Below are 20,430 nucleotides of genomic sequence, written 5' to 3'. Positions count from 1 at the left end.
CGGACGGCGTTTTTATCGATATAACGTCAATAAAAACAGGACTGTAATGCAGGAATTTGATGCCATACGTCCCTACGGGGATGACGAGGTGGTTGGCGCCGTTCAGCGGTTGTCCAACGATCCGGACTTTTTGTTGATGGTGGGCCGTTTCCGTTCACCGTTGCTGGCGCGTTGGTTCCCGCGCCTGCTTCGCGGACGCGTGAAGGCCTGGTTAAAGAGGGAGTTCGGTAACGCCCGTACCATCAGGGATATTCAGCAAAAGGTCGCTGATTATGTGACGGACCTGGTCGGCAGGACCACCACGCAGCTGACTTCGTCCGGCCTCGACCGCCTGGACCCGGAGACGTCGTACCTGTTCGTGTGTAATCACCGGGATATCGTGTTTGATCCGATGGTGGTCAATCACCTGTTCCACCTGCACGGCTATGACACTACCCGCATCGCCATCGGCGACAATCTGCTGAAGAACCCGGTGTTTGCGGAAATGATGCGGCTGAACAAGAGCTTCGTTGTGCAGCGGGATATCCAGAGCCCAAGGGAGATGCGCCAGGCGTTCCTGACCCTGTCCGGTTTCATCAATCACAGCCTGGACGATGGCCACAGCATCTGGATTGCCCAGCGGGAAGGGCGGGCCAAGAACGGGGTTGATCTGACCGACCCGGCCATCATCAAGATGTTCTACATGAGCCGCAAGAAGGAAGGGGACGGTTTTGCCGAGGCGATGAACCGCATGCGCATCGTACCGGTCTCCATTGCCTATGAGTACGACCCCTGTGATGTCGACAAGGCCCGCGAGCTGGAGACCCGTGAACGCACCGGCAACTACACCAAGGCCGAGAACGAGGATTCGGAGCAGATCGTCAAGGGGCTGACGGGGTTCAAGGGCCACGTGCATGTACACTTTGGCCGGCCGATCACCGATTCGCCGGATAACGCCAAGGACCTCGCCGCCCTGATTGACACGGAGATCCATGCGAATTACCACCTGCATGCATCCAATCTGGTCGCGTACAACATGAGGGGGGTTCATCCTTCGGCCCACGACACGCCGGAAAACGTCAGCGAGGAAGTGGTGACCGCCGAAAGCTGGACACCGGCGGAACTGGAAGCCGCCGAGGAGGAGCTGAAACGCCGCATTGATGCCTGTGATGAGGCTATCCGGCCGTACCTGATTTCCATGTATGCCAATCCGGTCCGGAGTGCGCTTGATGCGCAGCAGGCACAGGACCATCAACCGACTGACCACGAGGTGTTATGAACCAACTCGAGTATATTCAGCTGGACACCGGAGAAAACCCGGATGCCGCGGTCATCTGGCTGCACGGCCTGGGCGCGAATGGCCATGATTTCGAGCCGGTGGTGCCGGAACTGGGACTGCCTCAGGATGCGTCGGTACGCTTTATCTTCCCCCATGCGCCGGAGATGCCCGTCACCATCAATGGCGGCATTCGCATGCCGGCCTGGTACGACATCAAGTCCCTGGAGCTGGGGCGCACCGTCGACAAGGATCAACTGGTCGGATCCGCCCAGGCGGTCGGCGCCCTGGTGGCGCAGGAAATCGAGCGGGGTGTGGCATCCGATCGAATCGTGATTGCCGGCTTCTCCCAGGGCGGGGCGGTAGCGTACCAACTGGGCCTGAGCTACCCCAAACCGCTGGCAGGCATCCTCGCGCTGTCCACCTATTTTGCCACTGCCGACACCGTGGCGTGTTCCGAGGCCAACCGGAACATTCCGATCAGCGTGTTTCACGGCACCCATGATCCCATGGTGCCGGAACACCTGGGCCGCGCCTCGGTCGAAAAGCTCGAATCCATGGGGTACCAGGCCAGCTACAAGACCTATCCCATGGAACACGCGGTATGCATGGAGGAAATCCATGCCATCGGTGAGTTCCTGCGGAGAGTGCTGAACCTGTGAACCATTTCTGTCACCTGTTCCTGGCACGCCCCACGGTTGAGTCCCGTGTGGGCAACCTGCTGGGGGATTTTGCCCGCGGGCTGGATACCGGGGCGCTGCCGGAGCAGGTGAGGGAAGGGTTGGAGCACCACCGGGCCGTGGATGCGTTCACCGATGCCCACCCCGAGGTATTGGCCTGCAAGGCCCACTTCTCGAACCAGCGGCGCCGGTTTGCGGGCATCGCGCTGGATATCCTTTTTGATCACTACCTGCTTCGTCACTGGGAGACCTTTGGTCACACTGATAAAACATTGTTTATCAGTGAATTATACAATGATCTTGAAGCAGGTTATAAACTTATGCCGCCGGCTATGGAGCAGGTTACCCGGCGCATGGTGGCCTACGACTGGTTCCACGCCTATCAGGACCTGGAAACTGTTGGTGGAGCCATGGACCGTGTTGCCAGCCGTATTCGTTTTCGTCATGGATTCGCCGGCATTATCGAGGAAATCCGCCCGCTGGACGCCGAGCTGGAAGCCCGTTTCCTGACGTTTTTTCCTGACCTGCTTGAGTTCAGCCGCACCAGATGACTTGCCTGCCAAGTGGGGCCATACGACATCAATAGCGACAGGTGACATGGGCCAAGAGTCTGTTATCGTACAAATTCCTGCCTGACCGATCCGGTCGAGGAACAGCAAGGAATTTATTTCCCAGGGAGCCGGGCCATGTTTACCAGACTGGAATCATTGCGCGGGCTGGCCGCTATCATGGTGGTGCTCTACCACAGTCCATTCTTTATCGAACAACCTTCCCCCGCCCTGATCAGCAACAGCTACCTGTTCGTGGACCTGTTTTTCGTGCTGTCCGGTTTTGTGATGGCGTATGCCTACGGTGACAAGATCCGGGGCGGCATGGGCTTTGGTCAGTATCTTGCGCTAAGGCTGGGGCGCCTCTATCCGTTGCATTTCTTCACCCTGATGCTCTGGGTGCCCTACATACTGATCAAGCAATACCTGTATGAAAGTGGCTTTGGTGGTACCAGTCAGCTTGACGAGAACAACCTGTTCACCTTTATCAGCAACCTGTTTCTTGTCCACGGGCTTGGCATCAACGACACCCTGAGCTGGAACCAGCCCAGCTGGAGCATCAGTACCGAGTTTTTTGCCTATATTGTGTTTTTTGCGACCGCCATCACCCTGGACCGTGGCCAGAAACTGTGGGTGCCGCTGGGATTATCGGTGGTGCTGTACGGCATCATTTTCCTGGCGATCCAGCCGGACCAGCTCAAGATCACCTATGATCATGGCTTTATTCGCTGCCTGGCTGCCTTCTATCTTGGGGTGTTTGTCTACAGGCTGAGGGCCGTCGGCACCCTGGACCGACTCCCTTCAGGGCGTCTCTCCGTGGTGGAGGTGTTTGCCATGGCGGCCATAATCGTCACGGTATCCGCGTCAGACTCCGGCTATCCGGTGATCATAATGGCCATCCTGAGCTTTGCCCTGGCGGTCTTTGTGTTTGCCACCCGGGGAGGGGGCATGATCAGCCGCGTGCTGGATGCGGAGCTGGTCCGTAAGATCGGGGTCTGGTCTTTCTCGATCTACATGACCCACCGGCTTATACAGTTTGGCGTGTCCAATGTGTTCGAGTTTGTACTGGATATCGACCCGAGCTCGCCTATTGGGTGGCCCTCGTTGCCCTTGAATCTGGCCATGCTGATCGTGATTATCGGGTTTTCCCGTTATACCTACGAGTGGGTCGAAAAACCGGGCCGCGACTGGGTTAAAAACAGGGTGCAGGGGCGTAGCCTGCAGAGAACCACCACCTGAAACCTCTCAGGCTGCCGCGCTGGCACACCCTGTCGTCTTAGGCAGTGTCAGCCCAACAGACTGGCGGCTTCCCGGCTATTGGCCGCGATACGGGCACCAGCGGCCCGCATATCCGTCAGGGCCTTGTCGACCGTGTCACTGGCAATGCCGCGGCACGCGGCCTGATTGAGGACTACGTCGAAGTCAGCAGCGCGCAGTTGCAGGACTGTCTTCGCCACGCAGTAGTCCAACGCCAGGCCGCCAACGATAACCGTGGTCACGCCTTTGCTACGCAGGAACTCAATCACCCCCGTTGTGCGGGTATCGCCAAGATCGTGGTAGCAGGCGCCGTAGGGGTGGCAGTCCACGTCCAGCCCTTTGCTGACCATGTAGTCATAACCGGTGACAGGGTGAGGCAGCCCATCCAGCAGTTCGAAGCCACGGGTACCCATCATGGCGTGACGGGGCCAGCGCACGTCGATGTTGGCGCCTTCCACAGGTGTCAGGACGTCTTCGGGGTCGTCCGCAATCCACCGGGCATTGCCCGGGTGAGCATCCCGGGAGCCGATCCGGTAGCGGGCCAGGGCAGCATTGGCATTCAGCTCATCGACGATCCCGTCCCCGCCCGGGACTGGCAACTCGTCCGGGCACAGGGGCGTAAACGTTTTCTGGGCATCCACATCGAAAGCGGCAATCATTGTCATCTCTCTGTCTCCCGTTATTACCTGGTCTGGCTGTCCTGGCCAGTGAAGGGGCCCATGGCGGCGGGCGGGTCTGACCGCTTGTGCTGTGTTTTCAGGTACTGAGCCTTGATCCGGCGAAGGTCGGCGTCTGCGATGGCCTTACCCTCGAGGAAGTCGTCAATCACATCGTAGGTGACGCCCAGCGCCTCCTCATCCGAACGCAGTGGTCGCAGGTCTTCCAGGTCAGCGGTGGCCGGTTTCTCATGGAGTTCGGGACCCGCGCCCAGGGCTTTTCCGAGCAGCCGCACCTGGCGTTTGTTCAGTCCACGCAGGGGTAGCAGGTCGCAGGCTCCATCGCCCCACTTGGTATAGAACCCGGTTATCCCCTCGGCATTGTGGTCCGTGCCTACCACCAGGCCGTTATTCAGGGCGGCAATTTCGTATTGCACGGTCATCCGTACCCGGGCCTTGACGTTGCCCCGCTCAAAATCCAGCCGGGCCTCATCGGGCAGGTCGTGGTTGCTGCTGGCGGCGCCCATGACGGCGGTGTGTATGGCATTCACCGCCGGCTCAATGTCCACCAGGTCTGTCCGGTCCGGGCCGATGAAGGCGATTGACGCCTGGGCATCCCCCTCATCGGCCTGAACGCCGTAGGGCAGGCGAACGGCAATAAAGGCAGCGCCGGGGTCCCTGGTTTTCAGGCCATCGATCGCCAGTTGGCATAGTTTGCCGGCCACCAGTGAATCCACGCCGCCGCTGATCCCCAATACCAGCCGGTTACGCCCGGCACTGATCAGGGTCTGCTGGAGAAACCGGACGCGGCTTGTAATTTCAGCGTCCCAGTCCCTTCCTTCGGTTGGCTGTACCGCCCACTCCCGGAGCATGTCGTCGGCGGCTAATGTGCTGTTGTCGTTCATGGCAGTCTCCTTATTGCTGTGCCGTTTGGTGAATTCGCCAGACGGCACACTAGACATTGAATCTGGCCTTGAGGTTGGCCAGGTAGACCGGGTCGTTGCACATGCTCTTGCCCGGTTCATCACTGATTTTTGCGACCGGCATGCCGTCGCATTCCACCATTTTCATCACGATATTGAGGGGCCGGTAGGCCTGGCCATCGGCTCTGCGGAAATCTCCCAGGTCATTGGTCAGGAACGTACCAATGCCGAAACTGGTCCTGATCCGTCCCTGGAAGTGCTCGGCGATGTCCAGGGCACGATCAAAGTTGAGTCCGTCACTGAACACCAGAGTCTTGGTCCGGGGATCGATGTCGAAGTCCTCATAGTGGCGGATAAATTTTTCACCCCACTCAAACGGGTCGCCGCTGTCGTGCCGGACGCCGGAGAACAGCACCGAGAACAGATAGTCAAAGTCCTTGAGGAAGGCGTCGCTGGTGATGCAGTCGGTCAGGGCAACGCCAAGTCGACCACGGTACACCTGATTCCAGACTTCCAGTGCCTCCTTCTGCGAGCGCGATACGTTAACGAAGGCCTGGTGCGCCTGCAGATACTCGTGGGCCATGGTGCCAATGGGCGTCAATCCATACTCTCGGGCCAGGTGATAGTTGCTGGTGCCGATAAAGTGGTCGGGCATGGTGCGGGCAAGGTATGCCACCACGTCCCGTTGCACATTGTAGGAGAAACGGCGGCGGGTCCCGAAATCGGCGAACCGGAAGTTGTCGATCTGACGTCGCTCCAGCTCTGACTGCAGGTATGCCACCTTCCGATAAAGGACTTCCCGGAAGACTTCTTCATTGACCATGCCGTACCGGTGCCGGTTCCGGACTTCACTGACAATGGCCAGTACCGGGATCTCGAACAGGATGGTGTACAGCCACGGCCCCTCAGCCCGGATCACCAGTTCATCATGCTCAACACGCACCGTCACATAACGGCGGGGGTCGAAGCGGAACTGCCGCAGGAAATCGATGTAGGCCGGTTTCAGGAAGGGGATACGCGACAGGTACAGAAGTTGATCGTCCGTAAAGGTGACGTTCTCCAGTGCAAAGATCCGGTCCCTTATTTCCGCCGCGAATTCAGCGAGGTTCTCGTCGGTACGGCAGCGAAATTCGTACTTCACCTGTACGGCCGCGTATTTTTCGAACACCACCTGCTGCATGTGCAGCTTGTACGCATCGGTATCCATCGCGCTGGTGATCACTTGTGGGCGAAACAGTTCCTTGCTGACGGTGGGATTCATTGTGCTTCCTTCCTTGTGTCAAACCATTTGACTAATAATCTACTGCCATTGATCTAAATAGTCAAACCATTTGACTATAAAAAGTGGGCTGCTATTCTTTGGCTCATTGTAAACCTGACCGGAGAAACCAGATGGTTGTCACCCTCGACTTCATTTGTCTCAGGCTGAACCCGGAAACCGGCCAGCCGGAAGTGATGCTTCAACATCGCACCCATGGCCCGGAGGAAGGCCGTTATGCCCTGGTGGGCGGCTGGGTCTGGGAGCAACCGCAGGAGGAGGGCGGAGAGTTTGACAGAACCCTGGAGGATGCCGTCAGACGCATTATGGAGCGGAAGGTGGGGCTTATGCCCAGCTATCTGGAACAGGTAAGGGCCGAAGGCAGCATCAGCCGGGATCCCGCCCTGGGGTGGTCGGTGACGATTCCCCATCTCAGCCTGTTCAGCCGGGACGACACCGGGATACTGCAAACGCGGGAGGGTATCCGCTGGGTTGCCCTGGAGTCGATCCTTGACGGACAGTACCCCCTGCCTTTCGACCACCGCACCCTGGTCACTACTGCCCACGAGGCATTCCTGAACAAGATCAAGTACTCATCGCTGTTGCTTTACCTGTTACCAGAGAAGGTGGCGGTCAGCCAGATTGTGGCTGCCTACGAAACCTTTGGCATTCGCGTTACCAAACAGACGGTGTTCAGCCGGTGGGTAAACACCGGTCTGCTGACGGATACCGGTGAACGAAAGTCCCTCAGTGCCCGGGGCCAGGCCTCAAAGCTGTATCGCCTGGATGAAGACTCCCTGTCGTATTTTGATAGCGAGATCGGCAAGAGTTATGGCACACGATCGGGGAGTGATACTGAATCGCGGGTCAGTTGACGGAATGGCCAGAGGCTTCCATATTTCAGTAGGTGAAAAGCACGGGCAAACCGCTAGTTGGCGGGGAGTCCTGTCGCCTCTGCATACATTAAGGAGGATTTGAACGTGCCATACCAGAACAACGCCGACCTTCCGGACAACGTCAGAGACAACCTGCCTTCCCATGCCCAGGAAATCTATCGCAAGGCCTTCAATTCCGCCTGGGACGAATACAGCGATCCGGACGATCGCCGTGGTAACGCCGACCGGGAGGAAACGGCGCACAGGGTGGCCTGGTCGGCGGTCAAGCAGGAATACCACAAGGAAGGAGAGCGCTGGGTGAAAGACAAGGATTGACAGCGATTGTTTTTTGATCAACGTCAATCGATTCCGGTTCGTTTCAGGGTACAAGTGATGAACCAGGGAACACTGATGGAAGGTCGTGTGTCATGAACAGATTAAAAGGTAAGGTAGCAGCGGTAACCGGAGGCTCCGTGGGTATAGGCGCGGCAACCGTTGTCCGCATGGCGGAGGAGGGCGCCGCTGTCGCGATTCTGGACCGCCAGGATGACGAAGGGCAGGCGCTGGTTCGGAAACTGACGGATCAGGGGCTGACAGCGGGCTACTGGCACTGCGATGTCACCCGTGAACAGGAGGTAAAACGGGTGCTTGATGAGGTGGCCGACAAATACGGCAGCCTGACGGTACTGGTGAACAATGCCGGCATTTCAGGCGCCAACAAGCCTACCCACGAACTGACCGAGGAAGAATGGGACAGCGTCCAGAACGTCAACGTGAAGGGCGTGTTTTTCTGTATCAAGCATGCCATACCCCACATGCAGAAAGCCGGTATTGGCAGCATCATTAATCTGTCATCCATCTATGGATTGATAAGCGCCCCGGACGTACCGCCGTACCACGCTTCAAAGGGCGCGGTCAGGCTGATGACGAAGACCGACGCGCTGCTTTATGCCACCGAGAACATCCGTTCCAATTCCATTCACCCCGGTTTCATCTGGACACCGCTGGTTGAGGCTCACCTCAAAACCACCGGCATGGACCCTGAGGAAGCCAGGCGAATGACCGACGAACTGCATCCCGTGGGGCATATGGGAGAACCGGACGATATCGCGTGGGGAGCGGTCTACCTGGCATCGGACGAGTCGAAATTCGTCACCGGCAGTGAGCTGGTGATTGATGGCGGGTACACGGCGCGATAGGGCAAAAAAAGGTGGGGCAGGGGCTGAGACTATCCACGATTCCGGGTTCACCATAACCGGAACCATGGACGTCACATTGAAGGACGCTGCGGGCGGCTAGACGTAGAAGTCCAGGTCTTCCTGGGCTTTCAGCAGGTCCCGCATTTTGATGGGATCATCACCAAAGAAGAACACCAGCCCCCAATGGGTCCCGAAGGCCGAGCGGTCAGGCACGGTCTCTTCGGTTGGCTCATGCAACTCGTGCGACACGAAATAGGGATGCTCAATGGTTTCCTTGGGCATCTCAAGCTTGCTGACCACACGACGCCTTGGGTAAACCCCGAAGCAGCCTGCGTAGCCTTTCGCATCCACGACTTCCTGAGGAAAGAACGCCTCCACTTCCTCTTTGGTGCTTTTCGGGTCGAACACCAGCATGGAAGCCTGGTACGCATTGAAGCCATAGGCCATCTCGATAAGCTCGAACGCCTTGAACCCGGGTGGACGATAGGCCACCTCGCCGAAGTACATCTCGCCATCGGCGGTCACGAAGTATTCCGGGTGGATCAGGCCGAACTTGATATCGAACGTCTTGATCAGCAGCTCGATCTGTTTGGTAATCGCGTTTCGCCAGCTCTCCAGCTCCTTGGTGGCGGGCACGAACACCGAATAGCCCAGCGTTACGTACTCCGAGATGTTGAGGAACTGGATTTTACCGTCGTGGATCCAGGCCTCCACCGCGAATTCCCAGCCGCTGAGGTGGCTTTCCATGAGCAGGGGGTATTCCTCATCCGGAATGAGGTCAATTTCCTCCAGGGTGCGGATCATCCGGTGGCCAAGGCAGCCGGCCTTGTCAAAGGCCTTGACGTGAATCGGGTCATCCGGGTCGCCATCCAGCTTGAGCAGTGTCTGGTTGACGCGCTTCATGAAGCGGACGATATCGTCTTTCTCGTGGGCCTCCTCAAAAATACCGACACGGATACCGCCAAGCTGGGCGCGGCGCTTCATCAACGCCTTGTCACGAAACAGAATCGACTGCCCATACATGCGAGGGCTGTCCAGGAGAACAGAGTTGATAGCGCCAGACCACTCTACGGTTTCCTCGAATAGAGGTATGGCGACATCGACACCTTCCGCTTTCAACTTTTCGGCAATTTCCATGGATCGATCATTCAGTCGGATAAAATCCCATGGAATAAAAGGTATGTTGTTCGCGGTACAGAAATCCGCAGCCCATTCCGGTGCAACCACGATGTAGCGCCGGTCGAACTTTTGTGCGGCCTTGATCGCGTTGACGCTCCAGCCAAGCAGGGCGATGTAGCCTTTGTTCGGATCCTTCGGAGTCTCGGTGCCTTTCACCGAGTCCATTTCCGGATCGCGCCAGGCTGCTACCTCTCTAGGTAGCTCTTTCTCCGATGTCATCGACATATAGGTTCTCCTTGCTGGTTAGCCTGGAAGAAATGCGCTGAATTTGGAGCGCTCCAGGTGAACTGAGCCTTGTGCTTCAGGCTGTGTACCTTGCAGGGGGTTTAGTGACCCAGAACGAGGCAAAATCGGCTTTCTTGACGCTTTAGCCGAGAAGTTACGACGGGTCATTGCATCCCGATCATCTACTTCAATATAGACTCTCTGGTTACAAATAGAAACGAAAGGGCCGGAATCGATGGCTTCCGCAATCCCTGGAGCGCATCGTTACGCTATCCTGAGCGCATCAAAGTGACCCAACGGCGTCCAATACCCAAGTGCCTGAAATGGAAGCTCCCGGCGCTCTGGATGCGTTAGACGTCCGCGGCGCCTGGACAATTATATCGAGGCGGGCAGGTTGTGCTCGATTGCGTCTGGGTTTTGATTCGTGATGGGCAACCGTTCAACGGCGGGGGGGCTGCCTAAAGGAGGGTGCAACTTTGCAGGGAACGATATCCTAGGCGGATAGCGCATTTAACATAATATACATTATGCGCAGTCAGAGTTGCCAGGAACGGTTAAATTCCGCCCCGGTTGGGTGTATGACCACACAAAGTACTAAATTTCTCCACGCAAAGTGCTAAATTTTCACACAAAACGCTAAATTCGACGTCCGGAGTGTATGATGCTGTTTTCAAAGTAGTTAACGATTGTGCCTCGGCTCACACTGACAGCCAAAACCTAGTCGCGCACCCATCGAGAAGCGAGTATCTTTCACAGTAAGGTACTTTTAGCCAGGAGCGTTGACTATGAGCACAAAGGCTTCAATCACTTGCGGTAAACGCCATCACCTCTACTTCCAAGAATATCTAAATTCAGAGCCCAAGAACGTTTTCTTGGAGATCACTAGCCCTAGCGAATTCTCGGTGATGAAAGAAACTACGCGGAATGGCGTTCTCGACAGTCTGGTCGTCGAGATCCCTGCGGAGGTTATGGACGACATTGCCATTGCGTGGATCAAGAAGCGAAAGCTGCAAGGGGCTGTTGGCGGTCCGGTCGGAAATGAATGGGGAAGCCCGGACTGCCCTTGGGAATAGACATCCCACTGCTGACATCAAAAATCCGTTAAAATAACATTTTATTACGGATTTTATTTTTACCCTCTCCTTGCCTGCGAGCGGCTTACCAGGAGCTTAATCGATGAGCAAAACCGGCCAGGCACGCGTGCTCACGCCCGAGCAGTTCGCCCACCTGCTGAGCGTTATCCAAGAGCATCGCCAGATCGATTTCGTCGATCTGCAGTTCGGTTATGACTTGGCGGGTAATTTGAACAGCGTCGTCGACAATGCCGGTTCACTTCACGATCGGACCATAGGGTATGACGACGTGAATCGAATGACATCGGCGACTGGCCCGTGGGGAACGGAAACCATCACCTACAATGCCCGAGGGGATATCCTCACCCGCGACCGCAATGGTGACCTGCAGGAGTATTACTACAGCTCCGACAAGATGACATACCGCGTTTTCCCCACCTTCTACTACGTCATTTCCCATGATGCCCGGGGTAATATGACCAGCGATGGCCCCAACATCATGGTTTACGATGGCGCGAACAACCTCGCCTCCATTGATAACGGTTCCGACATTATTGACTACACCTACGATGGAGCGAATACCAGGGTGAGCCGGGCATCGTCTACCGATTTCACCAACGTATTCTATTCGAGTAAGGGCGATCTGCTGGGTGAGTACGACCTCTCGGCAGGATTCAAAGAGTACATCTACGTGGACTCGCAGGTTGCGGCGAAGGTCGTCGAAGACACTGCCACCGTCGGCCAATAACTGTCAGGGAGGACCACATCATGAAGACCATGATAGCTAAAACACTTGCTGCACTGGCAACTATGATCCTCGTTTCACTACCTCTTAGCGCAGCTGAGGTGGTGACCTATTACCACAATGATCAGCTGGGATCACCAATAGCTACGACCGATGACACGGGAGCTGTAGTTTGGCAACAGGTTTATGACCCCTGGGGAGAGCCTATAACTACCACTGCCAACAATCGGGCTTTCACGGGGAAATGGCGTGATCTAGAAACTGGTCTGAATGACTACTCTGCTCGATGGCAAAGCTCATCAATTGGCCGGTTTACTCAAATTGATAACGCACCTTGGCATGAGTCCATGCATACATTCTTTCAATAGATATGCTTATGCAAATAATAGTCCATATAGATACAAGGATCCCGATGGAAACGTACCGGTCGATACCATATGGGATATAGTGAATGTAGCTTATGATAGTGGACGTATTATTTATGGCAAGGCTACCGGCAACGACCAAATAGTTGCAGAAGCCACAACAGATTTGGCCGTTGACCTAGCTGCTACACTCATACCTTATGTGCCAGCTGGTTCTAGTAAGGTTGCACGGGCTGGCGATGCTAAAAATGGAACAAAATCCGGTGCTGAGAGCGCAGCTAATGCAGCACGCCTTCGAGGTCAGCTAGCTGGAGAGGAAATTGCTGGGGGGCACGCTTTCCAAAAACACGTTTTGCAAAACGGGGAGTTCGCCGGCCTCGGTATCCGAACCCGTAGGCAGTTCGCAGAGCATATTAGCAATGTAATCAATAATCCTACTGCAACCCGACAGCTTAGTGGAGGGCGGACTGCGTATTGGGACGATGCAAGTAGTACAGTCGTTATCCGGAACCCTCGTGCTTCGGATGGAGGAACAGCATTCCAACCAAAGAATGGCCGGAAATATTTTGATAACTTGAGGTGAAATGTGAAACTGTTAGACTCAGATATTGGTAAAGCAGAGATAGTCATGACCAGGGAAGAGCTGTCAATTATAAATTCTGCTCTTAATGAGGTATGTAATGGTATAGAACTGTTCGAGTTTGACTCCAGGATCGGTGCCGAGCGTGACCGCGTCGATACGCTACTTAGTGAAATTGGGTCTATACTTGATAAAATGGTTTAGAGTAATCAGTGAAACCGCAACCAAAATTTACGTTGAATTATAAGGTTTATTTATTTCTCACTTAATCCTTTTAATCTGGCCCGCTTCGGCGGGCTTTTTTTGTGCTCCGGCGAGAGCCGGATTTATCTGGCAATGAGCGCTACGGAGACGGGGTCAGTCAATCAAAGGGCGACTGCCGCCCCCTCTAGCTGAACCGTTTTCAGCTTGGTAATTCTCATCACCAAGTTGGACGAAAAATTTAGCACTTTATGTGGAAAGTCGAATCACCGTGACCTGTTCCCCTTTTACTAAACCGCTGTCTGCTTAGGTAGGGTCACTCTTGAGCTGGACGACAGATTTAGTACTTTGTGTGGACGCCCAGGCCTGCGCCCTATTCTAGAATCTACTTTAAGTTTGTTTAGCACTTTGTGTGGAAATCGTACTGTAACCTATTGATTCGTGGTCGGGGGAATTTAGCACTTTCTGTGGTCGTCCATTGGGCGATCACAGAAAGTGCTAAACGAAGACTGCGAGCGAGCCTTGGCCAAACACCAGGAGATGATCCCTTGCTTTCGCAAAGCCAAACCCAACTCACCCAAATATCGAACAATACCAGTACGCGTCGGGATTATTGATCCATTCCCCATGCTCGGTATCGGCAAATTTCTTGAGATCGCCCATATCGATTTGGTACCTAGCAAACACAGCGATCAAATCCCTCAGGTCCATTTCTTCAATATCCTGATCAATTAGGGTAATCACCAGGTGATGTCCTTCCCGTTCTATCAAGTTCACAGCCGGAATAGATTGCATCCATTTGAAGAAATTTTCTTCATCAAGATATGAATAGAACTTCGAGGGTTCTTTCACTCGGATTTTCATACTTTTGCCCATAATCAATACTGCCCCAATACTAGGTTGAGCCAGGCTGGGAAAAACCGGCTCCTGTGCTGGATCATCTTACAGGAGCGCAGATCTAAATAAGTATTCACTTTCATGCACTTGCGTTATGCGAAAGCAGTTTCTTTGACACTTCCACGCTCAGAAAACCTCGCTGCCCAGTCAGCCAGGAGTGGTTGGTCGCTCCCCCATTGCAGCTCAGGCAGTCGAAAATCGATATAGCTCAATGCAACGGCAGTAATAATCTGGCCAAGGTTGATGTCGGACCTCATAACGTCAGTGTTTACCATATCCTCCAGCCTTTGAAGACACCTGGTGATGGCATTCTGCCGACGAACTCCGAGTACCGTACTATCGCTCTCTTTCCCAAAGTGCTTCCGATTGATAACCGTCGTGAAAGCCGCATCGGTAAGACCCTGGCTCAGACCCGAGAGGGCAAGAACATCAGTATAGTCGGGGGTACGGAGCAAGCTGTTGGTCGAGGAAAGCCCGTCCAAGTAGGACGCTATGAGAAGGGATTCTGAGATGGCCTCTCCCTCATTCGTTACCAACACAGGAATTTTTCCGTTCGGGTTGGCATTGAGCAAAGCTTTGTCGTCCGCCCAGGGGTCTACCCAAATGAGATTCACATCGTTGCCCAGCTGCTTTTCGATCGCGCAGATGCGGGCGACTCTTGCGTAAGGCGACGTTTTGTTCAGGTACAGTTCCATATCAGTTCTACTCCATCTGTGTGGCTTTACGAAATAACAGGTATCGGGTTGATAGTAAGAGGCCGCCGCTCATCAGAATAACGGCACCAATGCTGAATAACGGTTCGTAGGTACCAAGAAACGCATAGACAGATGACAAAGCGTACCCACCCGCTGCTTGAGACGCTGCAAACATGGCAGTAGCCGTGCCCCATATCTTTTTATGGCCCGCAGGCCCGACGATCTCTGAAAGGCGTCCTGCTGTGAGAGCCACAATTCCGGGGATCATGGCCCCAACGACCAAGGATGAAACGGTGACACTGACCATGGAGACAGATACAGCCGGCAATGCCGTTGCTATGGACTTTGCCAGAAACCCTGACAGCAGGGCCCCATGCCAACCGAGCCTTTTGGCCGCCCGACCGGCAATAAAGGGTCCGAGCACAGCTCCTACACCCAGAACAGCCCACTGGTAACTCGCCATGGTCTGCCCCATACCAACTTCACGAGCAAGATAATCTACCCAGAAAACCGTATGGGGAACGAACCCGACTCCGTCCATCGCATAAGCCGCCAAGACTATACCGATACTCCATTTCTGTGCAGCGGTTAAGCCCCCTGCCCCATTTCCTGGCTGGGGAGCGGCTGGTAATGACTTCAAGCCAGCGAAAGCCCGATCGGCGATTAGGCCAGCTGCAGCAGCAAGTACGCCGAGTCCAATCCAGGCAAAAACAAGCCCTCCGTTTAGCAGTAATGGAATGGCGGTGGCCGACAAAAAAGCCCCGATCCCGATACCGGTAAAAACCATCGCTCCGGTAGCTGGTCGTTGTGCCTCTGGTGTACTCGAGAGTGCCAGAGACGGACCTACAACCATCAGGGTTGCACCGGCAAAACCAGACACAAAACGCCAGAGAAAGAACCACAGGAAGCCAATTGGACTCAGACAGAGAAAGAAGCTTAACGCTACTGCGACATATGCCCCCCCAAGCACATAGCGGAGCTTGCATCGCTCAGAAAGGGTATGCGCGCCAATGGCACCGCCGAGATAGCCGAGCAGATTCGCGGCGCCCAGGTATGCAGCTTCCGTGGCTGTAAACCAGTTGGCTTCTACGAGTGCGGGAATAATTGGCGTGTAGGCAAACCGCGCCACGCCAATACCCGCAAACGTGGCCATCGCTCCAACGAACAACGCAGAGAGATTGAACCTGCTCTCTATCATGGTGTTATGCCCCCGTGGCGCTAAGTTTGCCCGGCTCATGGCCCTGTTCTGACTGGGTCGGCCTCAGGCTCTGTCGGAACATGATGGTCACGCTTCTCCCCGCATCTACCAGAGCTGTCGAATTTACGCAGGGTCTGGGAACGATATAGGTGTAGAATTTCGTGCCCTCTGAAACGGTCCCAAGCGCCCAGGCATTTGGCACGCTCTCGCCAGAGCTCGTGACAAGGTTGAGCTGGTCATCCACCTCAATGCCTCCAACTTCGACGTTCCCGTTTGTGAAGGGGCGTATCAGCCCCCGCATCATGAGGTTCTGTACCAAGGCGGACCGATCCTGCGTCGGTGATGACTTGGGGATTTGCGCCTTGCACAATACGTCAGCATAGATCGATTTCTGCTGCTCATTGAATGTGGTACTGACGATCTGAAATTGTGCTGCGCCTTCTGAGAACGTCACTTTAGGATTCGGGCCAAACCCGATATCCAGGTATCCGGCCTTGTACAGCGCGATCATTTCCTCTAACCGTTGAACAGGTGGGCCAACGGCAAGGCGGTTCATAACGGGAATGAACTTCTTCAGGAACTGTTGGTGAGATTCCGGAGATAGCCAACCAAAGTCCACCGCGTTTCTCAGGTTGTCGCGTACATCCCGGAGCACATCACAGGCAGCTTTGTAGGGCCCGGAGACATTCCCCAACTGGGCCTCATGAAGATCCTGTTCCAGAAACGTCACTAGCCAATTCCGATAGGCGTCCGGGTTATCCAGGGCAGAGTCAGCGATCGGATTAGCGATGTTTTCCCAACGGAATAGCTCGATACCGGGGCAATCATTCACAATTAGATTCTCGGTGGCCTCAGCGCCAAGACGTACCAGCATCTCACCCAGAAGGTGTGCATAACTGTTTCCATACAGTTTGGTTGCCTGGGTGGTGTAAAAAACGTACTGCATGTCTTTCAGAAGCAGAGGGAATATGTCGTTGAAGAAGTCCAGCTCCCCCCGGTTCTTGGTCATTTTCCAGTGTCTGACCTGGTCCGCCGTCAGAAAGCGAGCCTGATACTGATCGGATGCGCCTTTCTGATTTATCGCCCGGCATGAGAGCGGGAGGCCACTTCTGCTGATGATAGCAAGGCGGGGCTCATCGCCAGATGGTTTGTAACACAGTTCGCCAGTCTCAGCGTTCCGATGGAACCGACCACCTCGCCCGACAGTCAGGGACACAATGGCGTCAATAGCGGTCAGCCCCATTCCCTCTATAGCAACCGTTGCTCCCGGTGGAACGTCCTTGAAATGAGTATGGATAGGGGCTGGCCCTGGCATCACATATTGGAGGTATCGATTGCGAAAACGATTATTCTCTACAAACTGGATCCGGGCCCTATCACGCTCATCGGGGTAGTTCTCAGAATGGCCTGTCGCCATGAACAGAAAATCTGCATCGATCTCAGTTTGATCATCACACAGGATGGAAAAGGTCTGGTCAGGCCTGTGAATTACGTCCTTTGCGGAGGTCTTGTGCAGGGTCACCTTACAGAAACGGTCCAGGCGGCGGCATAGGTACTGGTAGACCCAGTGCAGATACTCTCCAAATAATCGTCTCGGCAAATAGCAGTTGGGCGTGCACTGGTTATAACGGTGGTCATCCAACCCTGCGGCCCACTCATACATGTTCGGTCCAGGTAGTAGTGGCCCTGCATCCTTTACGGTTGGATCCATGAACATCGTTATCTGCGAAGCAACTGTATTCAGTAGCAAGTAGTCGGGCTGGTCGTCGTAATGTATTCCGACGCCGGGGACGCCTGGTTCAATCAGGTGGAGGTGTACCGGTTGTGAGCCATAGCCGTTGCAGACGTAGGCGGTAATGCGCTCTAAAACGTTCAGGCCGCGAGGCCCTAACCCCAGGATAGCTATCGAAGTCACTGTTTCGCTCCTTGCAGATTTGGACGACCCCATCAACACGGGGCACTTCGAACAGCGTGGGCCTAACCCCACCCCATCCCTGCTCGCAAGGTATGCAACCAGCCATTTCATTTGAAGTGATTTGTTATGATATTGGAGATCATCTATTGTGATACTCACTGCATGGAGGAGCGTCAGATGCAACTGAAGTCGTTAAGGATATTTCGAGAAGTGGCCCGGACCGGGAGCTTTGTAGCTGCGGCTGAGTTACTGCATACGGTCCAGTCCAACGTCACCGCACATATCAAAAAGCTCGAAGTGGAGCTGGATGCCAAGCTGATAGATCGCCACGGAACAGTTCGACTTACCAGCGCTGGTCAGGCGTTGATTCAGTACGCAGAGAGTATCTTATCTGCCCACGACGAAGCGCTTTCACTTTTCGAGAAGAACGCCTCCCCCCGGGGGCGTCTCCGGATCGGAGCAATGGAAACCACAACAGCCCTGAGGCTCCCACCCATCCTCGCAAAATTCCACGAAATGCACCCTGAGGTCGATATAAAGCTTCAGACCGGACCGACGGCGGACCTGATCAAGGGAATGATGGAAGGAAAGCACGACTGTATCTTTGTGGCCGGGAAGGTGAATCACCCCCGCCTTCATCTCTTCAAAGCGTTCGACGAACAACTGGTTCTTGTCGCCGGGCGGCACATGGAAGAGATGCCGGCGCCCCAGGAACTACAAACGGCGACATTTCTAGCCTTTCGTCAGGGGTGCAGCTACCGTCAGCGAATTGAGCTGCTGATGGCGAACTATGGTGTCTATGCGACCCGCATATTCGAATTCGGCACTCTTGACGCCATGCTGGGGTGTGTTGCAGCTGGGATGGGATACGCCATATTACCTCGCAAGACGGTTGAGGCCCATCGGCACCGTTTCGATGTGCACAGCCACCCCCTGCCCAAGGAGATTGGGCAGGTAGGCACCTATTTCGCGGCACCCGAAACCGACACCTGGACACCGGCAATGACGGCGTTTGCGGATATTCTCCGAAGGGCGGTGGTCCAGCCAGAGTCATGTGTAGATGTCGGCAGTATCACTAAGAATGATACCGCAGTTCACACCTGATAATTGGACTGAAAGTGGCTAATGCGGGAACCTCCATGGCACCGTCAAACAAGGTAGTGCATGGCGTAAGTCGAAGCGGCTTACCAAGGGTTCCTAATGCTTTTAAAGTCTATCAACGCCAGTCCGGCGCCGCTAAAGCTTCGAACACGAAACCTGGTAGTGAAATCTCAGCCCGTTGTAGGCTTTGCAGCGTGTTGCTGGGTGGCACTATTAAGCATAGGGGTTTCGCCAGAAAGTGCCTGGGCGAAGACCGTTACTTTGGCGTCTGTGGGCGGCGGAATACTGCTAAGCCTATCCACCTGGATGAGGAAAAGCTCTGCCGGCTGGGGCCTTGCGTTATTTGGGCTGGCAGCCATCTCCTACACGGTTCTGAATACCCCTTTCGACCCAGCTGCAGGTGCCACCCGGTTTTCGTCGGTGATTCTCCTCTTGTTAGGCATCGGCATTCTTCGAAAGTACCTGGTTAGCCAGAATATTTCGCATGTCATAGAGCAGGTGTTAGGGCAGCCGAGGTTGAGGGAGTCCCCCTTCCCCCTTTTCCTTTTGTATTCATCGCTTACCTTCTTGCTGAGTTTGGCCGTAGTGCCGCTGGTTGGCACTCTTACGCGGAATACTCAGCTCGACCATCGGGACCATGTTCGTATAGCCATGCGGTCAGTTGGCTCGACGATGTTTATCGCACCAACGACCGTTGGCGCCGCCGCCGTTGCTTTGATGTTTCCGGATCTAAACTGGGGCCAGGCTGTAGTGGTCGGCATCCCTTTGGCGGCTGCGATGATGATGTTGACGTGTTTGCGTGGTTCGGGGGCCGGAAGTGAAAAGCAGGTTCCTTCACCTGGGTCGACTGACCTTCGTTGGCTCTACAGATTGATTGGCTTGTTCGTCAGCATCTTAATTGGCGCGAAATTCGTAGCCGGACTCGCGACTGTTACGGCTGTAGCACTGGCAGTCTCCCTGTCCGGAGCGCTTTCAACGATCCACGCGCAAGGGCTGAAAGCCCTAATAGCCAATGCCGGGGAGGCAGTTAATAACTCAAGCGCTGAAATACTGATGTTCATCGCCTGCGGCACGCTTTTTGTGGCGTTGAACTCGACTGAGGGTTCGCTGTTTCTGCAGGGTGCTGTTGAGGGAGCATCTGGCGTACTATCGATAACGCCCGTTCAAGCGCTTGTGATTGTTTCGGCCCTCCCTCTGCTTTCAGTCTGTGGCATACACCCAATGGTTTTGTTCACAGCCTTTTTCCCCATATTTCACTCAGTTTCCACTGTCGGCAACGTCATTCAGTATCACTGGTGGATAGCCATGTTCGTGATTTCACAGCTCATATCGCCAGTTTCAATCAGCGCTATTGCAGCAGCTTCGTCAATCGGACTGAGTCCTTATAAGGTCAGCTTACGGCTCCATGCCGGGTTCGCTCTGCTGCTGTCAATTTGTTGCGTAGGATATCTTTCATTGGTTGGAAGCCTCCTTTAGCGAAGTCCCACCTAGTTCCCAAAAGTTCTGAAAGGTCTGATTCCTCAACCTCCGCAACCAACATAACGCTCTCAAAGTCAGGCTCATCAAGTCGCTGCCAGGAACCATCACCCCAGCGAATCACATCGA

At 54.9% G+C, this 20,430-nt stretch carries 21 protein-coding genes; 13 read left to right on the top strand and 8 right to left on the bottom strand.

The window, feature by feature from the left end:
* Positions 1-46 precede the first annotated feature (46 nt).
* From ACFOZ5_RS08425 to ACFOZ5_RS08410, 4 genes are all read left to right on the top strand, one after another.
* Positions 47-1,258, top strand: coding sequence for a lysophospholipid acyltransferase family protein (locus tag ACFOZ5_RS08425; protein ID WP_379886592.1), 1,212 nt, complete (start codon positions 47-49; stop codon positions 1,256-1,258).
* Positions 1,255-1,917 (top strand): alpha/beta hydrolase, encoded by a 663-nt coding sequence (locus ACFOZ5_RS08420; RefSeq protein ID WP_379886591.1) that lies wholly within the window; start codon positions 1,255-1,257, stop codon positions 1,915-1,917. The genes ACFOZ5_RS08425 and ACFOZ5_RS08420 overlap by 4 nt, the downstream gene beginning before the upstream one ends.
* Positions 1,914-2,486 carry an acyl carrier protein phosphodiesterase gene (locus ACFOZ5_RS08415; protein ID WP_379886590.1) on the top strand — a complete coding sequence of 191 codons (573 nt, stop codon included), beginning with the start codon at positions 1,914-1,916 and terminating at the stop codon, positions 2,484-2,486. Before ACFOZ5_RS08420 ends, ACFOZ5_RS08415 begins: the two co-directional genes overlap by 4 nt.
* 135 nt (positions 2,487-2,621) lie before the next feature.
* Entirely contained in the window at positions 2,622-3,722 is a 1,101-nt protein-coding gene (locus ACFOZ5_RS08410; protein WP_379886589.1) for an acyltransferase family protein, read from the top strand.
* A gap of 47 nt (positions 3,723-3,769) precedes the next feature.
* On the opposite strand, the gene ACFOZ5_RS08405 is transcribed toward ACFOZ5_RS08410, so the two are convergent.
* Genes ACFOZ5_RS08405 through pncB form a run of 3 tightly spaced genes read right to left on the bottom strand, consistent with a single transcriptional unit; the run spans position 3,770 to position 6,580 of the window.
* Positions 3,770-4,405 carry an isochorismatase family protein gene (locus ACFOZ5_RS08405; RefSeq protein ID WP_379886588.1) on the bottom strand — a complete coding sequence of 212 codons (636 nt, stop codon included), beginning with the start codon at positions 4,403-4,405 and terminating at the stop codon, positions 3,770-3,772.
* Between the two features lie 17 nt (positions 4,406-4,422).
* The gene (nadE, locus tag ACFOZ5_RS08400) at positions 4,423-5,301 is read right to left on the bottom strand and encodes an ammonia-dependent NAD(+) synthetase (protein WP_379886587.1); all 879 of its coding nucleotides are present in this window, start codon (positions 5,299-5,301) and stop codon (positions 4,423-4,425) included.
* A gap of 49 nt (positions 5,302-5,350) precedes the next feature.
* Positions 5,351-6,580 carry a nicotinate phosphoribosyltransferase gene (gene pncB, locus ACFOZ5_RS08395; RefSeq protein ID WP_379886586.1) on the bottom strand — a complete coding sequence of 410 codons (1,230 nt, stop codon included), beginning with the start codon at positions 6,578-6,580 and terminating at the stop codon, positions 5,351-5,353.
* Positions 6,581-6,711: 131 nt separating this feature from the next.
* On the opposite strand from pncB, the gene ACFOZ5_RS08390 reads away from it, so the two are divergent.
* From ACFOZ5_RS08390 to ACFOZ5_RS08380, 3 genes are all read left to right on the top strand, one after another.
* Positions 6,712-7,452: an NUDIX hydrolase gene (locus tag ACFOZ5_RS08390; RefSeq protein WP_379886585.1), complete on the top strand. Its 741-nt coding sequence runs from the start codon at positions 6,712-6,714 to the stop codon at positions 7,450-7,452.
* Between the two features lie 105 nt (positions 7,453-7,557).
* Positions 7,558-7,788, top strand: a complete 231-nt coding sequence (locus ACFOZ5_RS08385) for a ChaB family protein (protein ID WP_379886584.1) — start codon at positions 7,558-7,560, stop codon at positions 7,786-7,788.
* A 92-nt stretch (positions 7,789-7,880) separates the two neighbouring features.
* Positions 7,881-8,651, top strand: coding sequence for an SDR family NAD(P)-dependent oxidoreductase (locus ACFOZ5_RS08380; protein WP_379886583.1), 771 nt, complete (start codon positions 7,881-7,883; stop codon positions 8,649-8,651).
* Between the two features lie 96 nt (positions 8,652-8,747).
* Here ACFOZ5_RS08380 and ACFOZ5_RS08375 read toward each other — a convergent pair whose 3' ends face one another.
* The gene (locus ACFOZ5_RS08375; RefSeq protein ID WP_379886582.1) at positions 8,748-10,055 is read right to left on the bottom strand and encodes a carboxylate--amine ligase; all 1,308 of its coding nucleotides are present in this window, start codon (positions 10,053-10,055) and stop codon (positions 8,748-8,750) included.
* A gap of 785 nt (positions 10,056-10,840) precedes the next feature.
* Here ACFOZ5_RS08375 and ACFOZ5_RS08370 point away from each other — a divergent pair.
* The 4 genes from ACFOZ5_RS08370 to ACFOZ5_RS08355 all read left to right on the top strand — a co-directional run bounded on the left by ACFOZ5_RS08370 (position 10,841) and on the right by ACFOZ5_RS08355 (position 12,821).
* Positions 10,841-11,128: a hypothetical protein gene (locus tag ACFOZ5_RS08370; RefSeq protein ID WP_379886581.1), complete on the top strand. Its 288-nt coding sequence runs from the start codon at positions 10,841-10,843 to the stop codon at positions 11,126-11,128.
* A gap of 103 nt (positions 11,129-11,231) precedes the next feature.
* On the top strand, positions 11,232-11,876 hold the full coding sequence (locus ACFOZ5_RS08365) for a hypothetical protein (protein ID WP_379886580.1): 645 nt from the start codon (positions 11,232-11,234) through the stop codon (positions 11,874-11,876).
* A 20-nt stretch (positions 11,877-11,896) separates the two neighbouring features.
* Complete coding sequence (locus ACFOZ5_RS08360) at positions 11,897-12,241, top strand: RHS repeat domain-containing protein (protein WP_379886579.1); 345 nt, start codon at positions 11,897-11,899, stop codon at positions 12,239-12,241.
* Entirely contained in the window at positions 12,144-12,821 is a 678-nt protein-coding gene (locus ACFOZ5_RS08355) for a hypothetical protein (protein ID WP_379886631.1), read from the top strand. Before ACFOZ5_RS08360 ends, ACFOZ5_RS08355 begins: the two co-directional genes overlap by 98 nt.
* 771 nt (positions 12,822-13,592) lie before the next feature.
* Here the strand turns inward: ACFOZ5_RS08355 and ACFOZ5_RS08350 are convergent.
* The 4 genes from ACFOZ5_RS08350 to ACFOZ5_RS08335 form a co-directional block, all read right to left on the bottom strand.
* A complete protein-coding gene (locus ACFOZ5_RS08350) occupies positions 13,593-13,871 on the bottom strand; it encodes a hypothetical protein (RefSeq protein ID WP_379886578.1) in 279 nt (92 codons plus the stop codon).
* 137 nt (positions 13,872-14,008) lie between these two features.
* Positions 14,009-14,611: a glutathione S-transferase N-terminal domain-containing protein gene (locus ACFOZ5_RS08345; protein WP_379886577.1), complete on the bottom strand. Its 603-nt coding sequence runs from the start codon at positions 14,609-14,611 to the stop codon at positions 14,009-14,011.
* Positions 14,612-14,618: 7 nt separating this feature from the next.
* Positions 14,619-15,809 carry a YbfB/YjiJ family MFS transporter gene (locus ACFOZ5_RS08340; protein WP_379886576.1) on the bottom strand — a complete coding sequence of 397 codons (1,191 nt, stop codon included), beginning with the start codon at positions 15,807-15,809 and terminating at the stop codon, positions 14,619-14,621.
* A 4-nt stretch (positions 15,810-15,813) separates the two neighbouring features.
* The gene (locus ACFOZ5_RS08335; RefSeq protein ID WP_379886575.1) at positions 15,814-17,724 is read right to left on the bottom strand and encodes an FAD/NAD(P)-binding protein; all 1,911 of its coding nucleotides are present in this window, start codon (positions 17,722-17,724) and stop codon (positions 15,814-15,816) included.
* 177 nt (positions 17,725-17,901) lie between these two features.
* On the opposite strand from ACFOZ5_RS08335, the gene ACFOZ5_RS08330 reads away from it, so the two are divergent.
* A complete protein-coding gene (locus ACFOZ5_RS08330; RefSeq protein WP_379886574.1) occupies positions 17,902-18,828 on the top strand; it encodes a LysR family transcriptional regulator in 927 nt (308 codons plus the stop codon).
* Between the two features lie 159 nt (positions 18,829-18,987).
* Positions 18,988-20,301 (top strand): hypothetical protein, encoded by a 1,314-nt coding sequence (locus ACFOZ5_RS08325; RefSeq protein ID WP_379886573.1) that lies wholly within the window; start codon positions 18,988-18,990, stop codon positions 20,299-20,301.
* Positions 20,302-20,430: the final 129 nt, after the last annotated feature.

This window comes from Marinobacter lacisalsi (assembly GCF_042651045.1).
GTDB classification, from domain to species: domain Bacteria; phylum Pseudomonadota; class Gammaproteobacteria; order Pseudomonadales; family Oleiphilaceae; genus Marinobacter; species Marinobacter lacisalsi.
This window is presented reverse-complemented; position numbering and strand designations above follow the sequence as displayed.